The organism is Bradyrhizobium sp. SZCCHNGR1005, assembly GCF_032489995.1.
Classification (GTDB): Bacteria; Pseudomonadota; Alphaproteobacteria; order Rhizobiales; family Xanthobacteraceae; genus Bradyrhizobium.
The window spans coordinates 1,349,210-1,362,255 of the sequence record NZ_JAUEZC010000002.1 but is presented as its reverse complement, the minus strand read 5'-3'; the positions used below and the strand labels follow the sequence as shown (position 1 = coordinate 1,362,255).

Genomic DNA, 13,046 nt, shown 5'->3' with positions numbered 1-13,046 from the left:
CACACCGCGCCAATTCGTCCTCGAAACAGCTGGCGTTCACGACGAAACTACTGCCGACTTTTTCAACGGAATCGGCCCTTCTCGGAAGTCCGACAACGTCCGCTTTCGCGCCGCTCTTGGAGACAAGCGGACATCGATTCACGCGGTTAATTTATGAGTACGCAACCTAGATGATCATGATGCGATTAGAGGGAATCGCATCACGATCTAGTCTCTTTTATTGAGCATGATCTTTTCGGAAAGCCGGTTTCCACTTTTCCGGATCATGCTCTAATTCGAATCGCGGCCGGTGCGATCGAGTTCGGCCGCCGATGCCGACGACGCAGGCGAGATCACCGGACACGCCTCGATGTCGCTGCCGTCCACGGCAGCGATCCGCTCGCAAGCCCTCCCGGGGTCACGCTCGAGACCATAGGCAACCAGCGCCGCGAGCCGGGGCGGATTGTCCGCCGGGCTCGTCGCGAAATACAGCGCCCAGGTCCCGCCGGGCAGCGGCTCGGCCAGCCCGGCGCGGACGCGGCGGTCCAGCACGCCGCCGGGCACCAAGGGCAGCACAATCTCGGAGAGCTGATAGGCGCGCGAACCGGCAGGAAGCTGGGACACGATATAGCCCAGCGGCTTGTGCAGGAGCAGAAAGGTCGCCGGCTTCTGCAATGCGGCCGCAAGCTGCGGGCGATATGGATCCGACCATGGCCGCCGCATCCAATCGGTCGGCTGCGACCACAGCGCGACCGCAAGCACGGCCGTCATGGTGAGGAGATGACATGCGCGCAAAGCCGCGCCCTGTTCGAACGAGAGCGACGGCCGCCCTGCCGCCGCGAGCCGCGTGAGCAGCAGCACGATCAGCGGCGCTGACAGCAGCTCGAGCGGAATCAGATAGCGCTGGATCGAGAAGGCCAGCATCCACAGCGCGTAGCTCACCCAGAATAACAGCAGGAACTGTCTGTCGCGCGCTTGCAAGAGCTCACGCCGGCGCCATGCGCCGACGGCGATCGTCGCAAGCAGCAGTACAACAACGACGGCGAAGCGCGGATCGCGAAACGGCCACTCCGAGGAGGGATGCCGTCCGACCAGCCAATCGAAGGGATAGGCGAGAGCTTCGATCAGACCATGTGGCATGAAGCGCGTGTCGATGATCGAGACCGGCGGTGCCTCCGGCGAGCGGAAGATCGCGTTGTAGAACGGAAACAGCGGGTTGCCGAAGTCGCGCCACATCTTGAGCGCCCAGGCGCCACCGGTCGCAAGTCCCCCCACAGCACTGCCCGCGCCGAAATGGAGCATCGCGACAAGCGGGCGCGGCGCAAGCAACAAGCAAACGCCGGCGCCGATCAGGAAGGTCGCATTGGTCAGCTTCAATCCGGTCGCCGCGCCGATCAGTAGCCCGGCCAGCAAAATACGCCGGCCGTCCTGTTCGCTGTCCGCAAAGATCAGCGCGACGCCGGCAAGGATCGGCATGGCCGTGAGGATATCGGCGAAGCTGGTGCCGACCTCCGACAAGGTCATCGGCCCGCATGCGGCGATCAGCACGGCGGCGAGCAGCGCCGGCACGCGTGCATCCTTCTCCAGCATCACCCGCGTGACCCAACACACCAGCGCAAGATTGAGCCCGTGCAGCGCGCCGAGTGCAACGCCCCACCACGGCGCGGCGAGGCCGTGGCGCAGCAGATAAGGCAGCAGGTAGACCAGCGGATTGAGAAAGCTCTGGAAGCCGCCCGGCATGACGTCGACATCGAAGCGGCCATGCAGCAACGCGAAGCCGGCATAGTCGTGATAGTTCTGCCAGTCCCAGTTGATATCTTCGCCGGCGAAATAGGCGTAGATCGCGCCGGCCGCGCTCGCGGCGGCGATCACCAGCGGCATAACTACTCGTTTGCGTGCGATGAACATCCCGGCAGAAGCGCCTGCGTGAGCGATGCGGCCGCCGTTCGCGGGCGCATCCTGGAAGCCTCCCGCAACATGACCTTCGCGCGTGAATCCTTGCTTAAGCCGGATTGAGGCGCGTGGTCGCGCTCAGGCGCCGACCAGGGTCTTCACCGGCAGCACGGCCTGCACCACGAGGCCGCGGGCGCGGGCATCCATCACGCCGACTGCGCGCAGCGCCAGCAGCGTGACCGCCTGCACCGTATCGCGCAGCTTGATGGGATCGTCGAGATTCTCCGGGGCCAGCGGCCCGACCAGCGCCTCGTGCAGCGCGCCCAGCAGCGCGGTCGCAGCCAGCTGAGTGTCTTGCGCCGGCAGGTGGCCGGCGCGAACCGCAGCTTCGATCCGGGTGCCGATCTCGCTCGCGATCTCAAGCCGGCTTGCGATGCGGGACGCCGTGACATCGACATCGACCGGCTCGGCGAGAATGCCCCAGGCGAGCTTGCGCTGCGATAGGACATGAACCGCCACCGTCGAGATGGCGGCTGCCAGCGCCGAGGATGGTCCCGGCGCCGCATCGGCGGCGCGCCGGATCGCCGCAAGCTCGTCGCGGGACACCTCGGCGATCAATTCGGAGATCAGATCTGCCTTGGAAGGAAAGTAGCGGTACACCGTTCCGGCGGCGACGTTGGCTTTCACCGCGACCGGGGCGATCTGCACCGCCGCCATGCCGCCTTCGGCGGCGGCCTCGCGTGCAGCAGCCAGGATCGCGCTGCGCCGCGCGGCCAGCCGCTTCACCACCTGATGGGTTCGCCGATAGACCATGGCGCGTCTCTCATCCCACCCACCGTCCCGGCCGAGCCGCGACGAATAGGAATTCACTGTTTTTGGAGGCAAGCCCCGTTATGCGTCAGGAAGAACTGAACAACTATTCAGAGCGGATGACAAGCCGGAAATGGGCTGACTCGGACGAAGGTCTGATCTGCCGGAATGGCTTCACGCCGCCGCTAGCGCGTGCGCAGCGCGCGCCGGCTCGCGCCGCCACCACGGCCCCGCCCGGAGCAACACCAGACTGCCGACAATGAGATTGGCGGCAAGACCCACCGGAACTCCGAACAGGATGAAGGCGATCAGGAGCAGCGCGGCGCAACCGAGCGCGGGCAGTTCATAGGGACGGAAGCCGTCCTTCAGCCCGATCCTCACCAGGAACGCCACCGCGATCGCCAGCACCATCATGTCATACAGAAACAGATACGGCGTGGTGAGCAGGGTCCCCACCGCCAGGGCTGCGGCTTTCAGGCTGTAGCGCACCGGGCTGCGCCATATCGCGACCAGGACCACCACGACCGCCGCGGTCAGCACCCATTGGAACGCCCAGCCCAGCGCCTCGGTGCCGCCGAAATAGCGGATCAGCGAGAAGATGCTCTGCAGCTTCCACCAGGTCGCCTTGCCCTCGGTGAGGAAGGCCTGCGAGAAGGTCGGCATCCAATGGAAGAAGGCCTGCCAGCTCTCGACACCAAAAGCGAGCGTGGAGATGCCGGCAAGCACGACGGCGGTGATGGCGGCGGAGACGAAGGTGGGCCAGCGGCCGGTTGCGATCAGCACGATCGGAAACAGGAAACCATATTGCGGCTTGTAGGTGAGAAGGCCGAGGCAGATGCCGGCGAGCACCGGCCGCACGGGTAAGAGGTAGAGCGTGCCGCCGACCAGGGCGGCAGTCAGAAACCCGTTCTGCCCGACGATCGTATTCGAGAACACGATCGGAAAGCCGGCCGCAAGCACGAAGCCGAAGGCGCGGCCCACGATCGCGCGCATCACCACCAGATAGGGTACGAAGCTTGCGCAGACCCAGCCGATGAAGGCGATCGAATAGGAAAACTGCGCCAGGAACGCCGCCACGAACAGGAACGGCGGCGGATAGTGCCAGGCAAAATAGCCGCCGGGCCAATCCTGCTTGAGCACATCGAGTTCGACGGCGCGCTGGACGTCCCAGTCCCAGGCCAGCGCCGGATGGCCCTGCAGCGCGAGCTTGCCCGCCGCCCAGACATTGACGAAATCGGTCGGAATGCCCAGGCCGTGCGCGTCCCAGATCCACCCACCGCAAAGATAGGCCGCCGGGAAAAACGAGGCGTTGATCCAGGCCAGCACGAAGCAGACGGCAAACAGGCCGCCCGGAACGAGGCTCGCCTGCGGCTCGAGCCGCGAAGCGCGGAAGCTGTTGGCCATCTAATCCTCGTGCGGACTGAGAATGATGCTCGCACCGAGGAGCAATAAGTGAAGACCGCTTGAGGAAGGCTTAAACAGGCTCAAGGTCCGCGGCGCCCTCTTCCCCCCTGACAAAGAAAGCGGTCGGTCGCCAAAATAGGAAAAGCCCAGCTCATCGCCGGGCTTTTCGTCAACGCGGATAGATTTGCTCAGGCCTGCGGCTGCGGCTCCAGGCCGGGATCCGGATCGGGGCGCGGCCGCGGCTTGCCGGCCGGCGGCACGGCGGAGGCTCGCGGCGTCGACGGCTCGACCACGGACTCGCGGTTGGGCTTCTTGCCCTTCAGCAGGTCGTTGATCTCCTCGCCGGTCAGCGTCTCATATTCGAGCAGCGCCTGGGCGATCGCCTCCCACTGCTCGCGCTTCTCGGTGATGATGCGGCGCGCCTCCTGTTCGCCGGCCTCGATCAGCCCGCGAATCTCGGAGTCGATCAGCTTGGCGGTGTCGTCGGAGATGTTGGTGCTGCGCGCCACCGAATGGCCGAGGAAGACCTCCTGCTCATTGCTCTGGTAACGCACGCGGCCGAGCTTGTCCGACATACCCCATTCCATCACCATCGCACGGGCGAGGTTGGTGGCCTGCTGGATGTCGCCGGTGGCGCCGTTGGTCACCTTTTCCGGACCGAACTTCTGCACCTCGGCCTCGCGGCCGCCGAACGCCATCGCCAGCTTGGAGACGCACCATTCGCGGGTATGCGAGTGACGGTCGGCCTCCGGCAACGACTGCACCATGCCGAGCGCACGGCCGCGCGGAATGATCGTGGCCTTGTGGATCGGATCATGGCTCGGCACGTTGAGCGCGACGATGGCGTGGCCCGCCTCGTGATAGGCGGTCAGCAGCTTGTCCTCCTCGGTCATCACCATGGAGCGGCGCTCGGCGCCCATCATCACTTTGTCCTTGGCCTCTTCGAACTCGGCCTGAGTCACCATGCGCTTGTTACGGCGCGCGGCGGTCAGGGCGGCCTCGTTGACGAGGTTCATCAGGTCGGCGCCGGAGAAGCCGGGCGTGCCGCGGGCAATGGTCTTCAGGTTGACATCGGGCGCCAGCGGCACCTTGCGGACGTGGACCTTGAGGATCTGCTCGCGGCCGATGATGTCGGGGTTCGACACCACGACCTGGCGGTCGAAGCGGCCGGGGCGCATCAAGGCGGGATCGAGCACGTCGGGCCGGTTGGTGGCCGCGATCAGGATTACGCCCTCATTGGCTTCGAAGCCGTCCATCTCGACCAGCAGCTGGTTCAGCGTCTGCTCGCGCTCATCATTGCCGCCGCCGAGGCCGGCGCCACGATGACGGCCGACCGCGTCGATCTCGTCGATGAAGATGATGCAGGGCGCGTTCTTCTTGGCCTGCTCGAACATGTCGCGGACGCGGCTGGCGCCGACACCGACGAACATCTCGACGAAGTCCGAACCCGAAATGGTGAAGAACGGCACGTTCGCTTCACCTGCGACCGCACGCGCTATCAAGGTCTTGCCGGTGCCGGGAGGACCGACCAGCAGCACGCCGCGCGGAATGCGGCCGCCAAGGCGCTGGAATTTGCCGGGATCGCGCAGGAATTCGACGATCTCCTGCAGGTCCTGCTTGGCCTCGTCGACGCCGGCGACGTCTTCGAAGGTGACGCGGCCATGCGCTTCAGTCAGCATCTTCGCGCGCGACTTGCCGAAGCCCATCGCCTTGCCGGCGCCGCCCTGCATCTGCCGCGACAGGAAGATCCAGACGCCGATCAGCGCGATGAACGGCAGCCAGGACACGAGCAGCGACACGAACCACGGCACGTTGTCGCCCGGCGGCTTCGCCGTGATCTGAACCTTGGCGTCGTACAGCCGCTTGACCAGGTTCGGGTCGCTCGGCGCATAGGTCTGGAACGAGGTATTGTTGGTGAAGGTGCCGTGAATCTCCGGCCCCTGGATCACGACGTCGCGGACATGGCCCTGATCCACTTCGGTCAGCAGCTGCGAGAACGAAATATCGGTCGAGGACGCGCGCTGGCTTGGATTTTGGAACAGCGTGAAGAGTGCCAACAGCAGCAGAACAATAATGACCCAAAGGGCGAAGTTGCGCAGATTGGCGTTCATCGATTTTCCTTCGTGGTCGCGCGGATCGCGGCCGTCTGTCCTTTGGATTGATCCCGGACTTATCCCTAGGTAGCCACGAGGGAATCCCCCGGTCGACCGTCGTTTAATCTAGGTGCCACTCGCGACAATGCCAAGGGAACCACGCAGGACTATTTACCGCATCTATCGCCGATTCCTGCTCGAAAAATGACGCAGGAAAACCGCGTCATCGCAGGTGGTTAAGGGTCCGCGAAGGCCGCTAGCCACCGCCTCGGCGGCGGGCTGGCGCCGGCTCGATGCGGACCTGTCCTTTGGTTACGCTTACCAATGCACCGGCAAGGGTTTGTTTTAGCCTGTCTGGCGTGGCTGCGCCACCTCCGGCGATCCCCGCAAGAGTCCGGTCCAACTTCGCGAGCAGGACCTCGGCCTTGCCGAGTTCCACCGGCCCCTCGGAGCCGTAGCGATCGATCGCGCGCATCAGGAGCCGCAGCCGAACTTCCTCCGGCAGCCGCGCGAATGCCTGGAGATCGAAGGCTTGGCCATTCACCAGGCCCTTCACTTGGCGGTTCGGGAGCGGATTGCGCCCGGCGCGCAGCCCCCCTGATTCGATGTGGCCGGTCAGAGCAAGATAGCGTTCGGCGCCGTCGGCCAGCACCTCGATCGCCGCATTGGCCCGGGCAAGCCGGGCCGCGAGCCGCGCCAAATTGCGTGCATCGCCGCCTTCGGCTGCGAGCGCCGGCATCAGCGCACGCAGCCGCGGCCGGGTGAATGCCGGATCGATATTGGTTGGATCCTCGACGAAATCGATGTTGGCCGCCCGCAGCGTTGCGACGAGCTGCGCCTTGGCGATGCCGAGCAGCGGGCGCGCCAACAGCAGTCCCTCCCGCTCGCTGATAGCGGCCATGGCCGCCAGGCCGGCGACGCCGCTGCCGCGCAACAGTCTCATCAAGAGCGTTTCGGCCTGATCGTCCCTGGTATGGGCCGTGACGATATGGCTTGCGCCGGCCGTGCGCGCCGCCTGCGCCAGCAATCGGTAGCGCGCCGCCCGCGCGGCTTCAGGCACCCCGGAGGCAGGCTTGTCGCCGCGCCAGCGCAAGGTCCGGTGCGGCAGATCGAGGGTACGCGCCACTCGCTTGACCTCACGCGCTTCGCGGGCGGCTTCAGGCCGCAGGGCGTGGTCGATCGTCACCGCGATCAGCCGCGGGCCGCGCGCCAGCGATTGCCGCCAGCGTGCCGCAAGCCACATCAGCGCCATCGAATCGGGACCGCCGGAAACCGCAAGCACCAGCCCCGGCGCGTCGACAAAAGCCGCGAACAGCCGTTCGGCCTCCGCGGCCGTGATGGGACGACCATCGTCTGAGGCGTCGGTCTGCGCTGTCTTCTGCCGTGCCATGCCCGGCAGATTAGGCGCGGGAGCTGCAAACCACAAACTCAGCCGTCGTCCCGGCGAACGCCGCCAGCGCGCCTACGCGCGAGCTGTCTTCAGCACTTCACCTTCTTCTGCTCACGATCGACCGCAGCCTTCACGCCGGCGGACGCCCGCGGATATTTGCGGGTCACCTCGCCGAAGGCCGCGCAGGCGGCCTCCTTCTCCTTCAGCGCGGCCAGCGACTGGCCGAGCCTGAGCAACGCATCCGGCGCCTTCCCCGATTTCTCATATTTCGTGGTCACCGCCAGGAAGACCTCCGCGGCCTCTCGATATTGCTGCCGCTGGAAGAAGCTCTCGCCGAGCCAATATTGCGAATCGCCGACCATCGGATCGTTCGGATATTTCTGGCCGAAATTGCGCATGGTCTGCTCTGCCAACGCATAGTCTTTGCGCTGCATATAACCGATGCCGAGGTCGTATTCGTCGCGCGGCGACTGCGTCGGCGGCGCGGTGTCGAGACCGCCCGCTCTTGGACCAGCCGCCGCGGCCGGCGGCGCGCCTTGCGGATAGCGGCCCGGGGTGTTGGCGAGGTCCATCGGCTCGCCGACCGGGCGTCCGGAGGGCGCGCCGCCGCCGGGTTGGATCGGCAACTGACCGCCGCCGAGCGCCTGCGGTGCGCCTGGTGCACCGGGATTTTGGCCCGGATCGAACGCGTCGCCGCGTCGCCGCCCGCCTCCGTTCGCAGCCGAATCCTGCGCGATCGGCGCAGGCGCAGCACCTTGCGGTTGGCCATAACCAGGCTGCTGGGAATAGGTCTGCGGCTGGCCGCCATATTGCGGTTGGGCCGGCTGGGCATAGGCCGGCTGCGCTGGCTGACCATAAGCGGGGCTCGGCTGTGCCGACGCCGCCGGCGCGCCGGGCGCTCCCGGCACCCCACCCTGGAGCTGCCGCAGCCGCTCCTCCAGCTGGCGATTACGATACTGCAGTTCCTCGTTCTGACCCGTGAGCTGCCGCAGCTGATTCTCCAGCCGCTCGATGCGAACCTCCGGATCTTCATCGGCCTGCGCGAAGGCCTGCGACGGCAATAGCTGCGACGATAGCATCACAAATGCAGCGACCGCTGCAGCTGCGCTTCCTTGAAGAGTTTTCGATGACATGTTGCCCTGACGACCGGATCGGCGCCACCAGAACGCGCCCGTTTGCGCGAGGCACTTACTGCAAAAATGGCTTTCAGACAAATGACGTTCGAGCGAAAAACACGCCCCGTAACGAACTAAGCCGGCGTCCACAGCAGACGCCGGCTTGCATTCTCGGAATGTCGTTCAGGCTTATGAACTGGCGTTCAGGACCGTGACGGCGCGGCGGTTCTGCGACCAGCAGGAGATGTCGTTGCAGACCGCGACCGGGCGCTCCTTGCCATAGGAAATCGTGCGCATGCGGCTCGGGTCGATGCCGCGCGAGGCAAGATAGTTGCGGACCGACTGGGCGCGGCGGGCGCCGAGCGCAATGTTGTATTCGCGGGTACCGCGTTCGTCGGCATGACCTTCGATCGTGAACGAATAGCGCGAATAGGTCTGCAGCCATTGCGCCTGCTTGTCGAGAGTCGCGGTCGCCTGCGGCGTGAGGTCCGTCTGGTCGCTCTCGAAGAACACGCGGTCGCCGACGTTCACGACGAAGTCCTGCTGGCTGCCCGGGGTCGCGGCACTCGCCATGGCGTCGGCACCGCCGAGATTCTTGTTGGCGCAGGCGCCCATCGACAGCGCGACCGCGAGTACGGCGGCCAGCTTCAATCCCTGGAGGATACGCATCTGATATTTCATTCCGGAGCCTCCACGCTCACGTTCTAGACTGTCGTCCGGTCTACAGGGCGATGGTTAAGCGAACGTTCCGTCAACCTTGACGAGGTCTTGCCGGACTGGGTCAAAAGCCAAGGAACCGCCAAAAGCGACTGCGTTGGTTAATGCGTTGTAAATGTGGCGCCAGGGTGAAGGCAAGAGTCCGGCAGCCGGAAATGCGGACGTTCCAGTCGGGATTTCCGCAACAAAACGCGGCCCGGCGACGGATCTGGCGTTCCGCCGCTTACATTAGTGCCCTTTTGGTAGGCATTTTGAGCATGCAGCCCAAAGAACCGGACCGATGGCGCGCCGGTCAGCCCGCAATCGCGGCCGGGCGAATCCTGAACGAACGGGCAAAAGCGTCATCGCCCGAGCGCTCGAACAGCACGCGCCGCTCGAACGCGCTCGATCGCATGAAGGGGAAACGCTGAAAGACCCGATCGCGGATCGAGGGATAGTGCGCGGCGACCAATCCGACGGGCTTGGTCAGGCCGGAATAGAGTCTCGGCTCGCCCCAAGGCTCCTGGAGAAACACTTTGCGATAGAACGCCCGATGCTCAGGTCGGACGTTGGCAAGGCCAATGTCGGCGTTGAAGTGGGCGCAGGCGACATAGCCGAGACGCACCGTGACGTAGGGCAGAGCCGGAAAACGGCGTGCCTTCTCGTGGTCTGCGACGAATCGCGTCGGATCGATGATCACCTTGCCGCGATCGAGCTCCGGATAGATCAGGTCGGAGAACATGCCGGCCGAGAGGGAGTCGCGCCAGTCCGGGGTCAGAACGCTGATGCGAATCGAGCTGTACAGTTCATCGTCGACGTAGACCCCAAAGATGAAGCTGTTCGGAAGATCGTCGTACTCGTCCGTGACGCGCCCGCTCTCGGACGGCAGGATCGCCCCTTCACGCAGATAGGCATTATAGCGGAGGCGGTAAATTCGATCCTTGTCTTCCGGGGTTACAGCCAGTCGGTAATCGACGTTCTCGAGCGGATCCGCCTTCCGTTCCAGAGCATCAGCGGCAGCTCCAGCCGCAGACTTCATAGGAAACCTCTTTACACCACAAACTCTTACGCGAACCGAAAGAAGCTTAACGGCTCGTTAACGGGGATGCAAAGATTTCAGGGATGTAGAGTTAATGGAGTGCAGGTCTTGCGCAATACAACCGATGTGATTGGTGCCTTTGAGTCTCAGCCGAGGGAGCGGCCGCCGACGGCGAGGAAAGGATCGCTGTCCGATTGGCGGCCATGCGAAGCGTTGAGGAGCTGGCGGATGCGAATGGCCGGCACGGGCCGGCTGAACAGATAGCCCTGCGCCTCGCTCACGGTACCGTCGACGCTGATGAGTTCGAGCTGCTCGTTGGTCTCGATCCCTTCGACCACCACCGACATGCCGAGATCGGCTGATAGCCGCGCCACCCCGCGCAACAAGGTCAGCGGCCGATCGCTGTCGATGCCTTCGAGGAAGGAGCGATCGATCTTGACCTTCTGCAGTGGGAAGTTGTGCAGATAGCTCAGGCTGGAATAGCCAGTGCCGAAATCGTCGAGCGAAATCCGAACGCCGATCGCATGCAGCTGGGAGAGCACGTCGTGGGTCAGCTGCGTGTTGCGCAGCAACGAGGACTCGGTGATCTCGATTTCCAGGCGATGCGGCGGCAGGCCCGAGATCTCCAGCGCGTAGCGCACCTCGCTCAGCACATCGCGCTGGTGAAACTGCTGCGGCGAGAAATTGACTGCGACGCTGACCGTTTCCGGCCATTTCACGCATTCCAGACACGCCTTGCGCAAGATCCAGCGCCCGAGATCGACGATCAGCCCCATGTCCTCGGCGACCGGAATGATGTCGACCGGGGAGACGGTGCCACGCACCGGATGATTCCAGCGCAGCAGCGCCTCGCAGGTCGAGATCTTGCCGGATTTGAGACTGACGAGCGGCTGATAGAACAGCTCGAACTCCTCGTTGGCCAGCGCCTTGCGCAGGTCGAGCTCGAGCGTGCGCCGCGCTTCCACCGTCTGGGCCAGTTCGTCGCGGAAGAAACAGAAAGTGCCGCGCCCATCGGCCTTGGCGCGATACAGCGCCATGTCGGCGTTCTTCAACAGCGTATCCGCGCTGATGCCCGGCGTCGTCATCGCGATGCCGATGCTGGCACCGATCTCGACCAGGTGATTGTCGATCTTGTAGCGCTCGCTCAAATGGTCGACGATGCGCCGCGCCAAGGTCGCGGCATCGTCGTTGGAACGGATGTTGCGCTGGAACACGACGAATTCGTCGCCGCCGAAGCGGGCGACGAAATCCTCAGGCCGCAGCATGTCGCGCAGCCGCTGCGACACCGCACACAGCAGCTGGTCGCCGCACGGATGCCCGAGCGTGTCGTTGACCTGTTTGAACTGGTCCAGATCGACGAACAATAGCGCCGAGAGCTGGCCGTCCTGCTGGCGAATGGTGAGCAGACGCTCGATCTCGTCGCGGAAACTGACGCGGTTCGGCAACGCAGTCAGTTCGTCGTACCGCGCCAGATGGGTGATCCGCGCTTCGGCCTGGCGGCGCTCCGTCACGTCTTCGAGCAACACCACGGCGCCGCCGCCGTCCATCGGCTGGAAGGTCCAGGACAGCGAGCGGTTGCGTCTGCCGTCCGAATCGGTGGTGACGATGTTGTGGGCCTTGGTGTGCTCGATCTGCGCCAGAATGATCGTGCCGTTGACCGCCGAGATCGAGCCGGCGCTGACGCACGCTCCGACGATGTCGGAGGCGCTGGCGCCGCTGTGGATGATATCGTCCGGCAGGCCCGCCATCTGGCAGAAGCGGTAGTTCATGACGGCGAGCCGGCCATCGGCGCCGAACATGCACAGGCCGTGCGGCATGTTGTTGAGCGCCGTATCGAACTGGTTGGCCAGCGCCGTCTCGCCCTCCCGGGCGACGAAGGCCTGCACGAACATCTTCTGCAGATTGGTCGAGATATGCTTCAGCGAGAGGAAGAACAGCACGCAGAACACAGCCATGCCCAGGTAGTATGGGCTGCCGTCCAGCATCAGCGCGACAGTCAGCGGTCCACAGGCCAGCAGGATCTGGACATGGAATATCCAGGGACGTCCATAGGTCCGGCCGGCGCCAGCGGACATGTAGCAGAGGGTGACGGTAATCGCGATCAAATGGACCACGGGGTCGCGACTGTCGAGCACCGCTGCCAGGCTCCACACCCCGAGCACCAATGCGTAGGCCATCGCGCCGATCTGGTAGCGCATTTCCCAGCGCGCGGTTGCGGGTTGCGACAGCTGATTGGCGTCGCGCAGCCGCCGGTAATGGCGCATGTCGAGCGAGCGCAACGCGCCGACGATGATCAGCAGAGCGGCACACGGCCAGAGATAAAGGTCGCCGCTCTTGACGGCGGTCATGATGGCCGCAATCGCAGCGCAGAGCGCGCCGGCGAACATCGGACCGGGGTCCTGGAACAGAGAATTGATCAGCGCCGCGTGAATCGCGGGCGACATCCTCTGGTCCGCATATCCGTTCTGACTTGCAAGCTGCATTCGGCCGCGCGTGTCCCGTTCGCGCGTAGTATTACTGGTGTCAGGTGAAGCCTTTCTGAGCGAATATCGTTAGCGGAAGCTTGCAGCAGCCGCGTAACGCGCAAAACCGCTCAGTAAGTCAATGAAGTAGGCAAGGCTTACCCG

Annotated in this window: 9 protein-coding genes; all 9 read right to left on the bottom strand. The window is 64.6% G+C overall.

The genetic code is table 11. From position 1 onward, the window contains the following. Positions 1-270: 270 nt before the first annotated feature. On the bottom strand, positions 271-1,860 hold the full coding sequence (locus QXZ85_RS12335; protein WP_316174200.1) for a glycosyltransferase 87 family protein: 1,590 nt from the start codon (positions 1,858-1,860) through the stop codon (positions 271-273). Between the two features lie 150 nt (positions 1,861-2,010). Further along, entirely contained in the window at positions 2,011-2,685 is a 675-nt protein-coding gene (locus QXZ85_RS12330; RefSeq protein WP_315701579.1) for a TetR/AcrR family transcriptional regulator, read from the bottom strand. A gap of 171 nt (positions 2,686-2,856) precedes the next feature. Continuing rightward, positions 2,857-4,086, bottom strand: a complete 1,230-nt coding sequence (locus tag QXZ85_RS12325; protein WP_315767497.1) for a glycosyltransferase family 87 protein — start codon at positions 4,084-4,086, stop codon at positions 2,857-2,859. Between the two features lie 188 nt (positions 4,087-4,274). Further along, the gene (ftsH, locus tag QXZ85_RS12320; RefSeq protein ID WP_315701583.1) at positions 4,275-6,197 is read right to left on the bottom strand and encodes an ATP-dependent zinc metalloprotease FtsH; all 1,923 of its coding nucleotides are present in this window, start codon (positions 6,195-6,197) and stop codon (positions 4,275-4,277) included. A gap of 238 nt (positions 6,198-6,435) precedes the next feature. Continuing rightward, positions 6,436-7,569, bottom strand: a complete 1,134-nt coding sequence (tilS, locus tag QXZ85_RS12315) for a tRNA lysidine(34) synthetase TilS (protein WP_315767499.1) — start codon at positions 7,567-7,569, stop codon at positions 6,436-6,438. An 89-nt stretch (positions 7,570-7,658) separates the two neighbouring features. Next, on the bottom strand, positions 7,659-8,702 hold the full coding sequence (gene ybgF / locus QXZ85_RS12310; protein ID WP_315767501.1) for a tol-pal system protein YbgF: 1,044 nt from the start codon (positions 8,700-8,702) through the stop codon (positions 7,659-7,661). A 171-nt stretch (positions 8,703-8,873) separates the two neighbouring features. Further along, a complete protein-coding gene (pal, locus tag QXZ85_RS12305) occupies positions 8,874-9,365 on the bottom strand; it encodes a peptidoglycan-associated lipoprotein Pal (protein WP_315701587.1) in 492 nt (163 codons plus the stop codon). A gap of 328 nt (positions 9,366-9,693) precedes the next feature. Beyond that, positions 9,694-10,419, bottom strand: a complete 726-nt coding sequence (locus QXZ85_RS12300) for an N-acyl amino acid synthase FeeM domain-containing protein (RefSeq protein WP_315701589.1) — start codon at positions 10,417-10,419, stop codon at positions 9,694-9,696. A 146-nt stretch (positions 10,420-10,565) separates the two neighbouring features. Next, a complete protein-coding gene (locus QXZ85_RS12295; RefSeq protein WP_315767503.1) occupies positions 10,566-12,902 on the bottom strand; it encodes a putative bifunctional diguanylate cyclase/phosphodiesterase in 2,337 nt (778 codons plus the stop codon). Between the last annotated feature and the right edge of the window lie 144 nt (positions 12,903-13,046).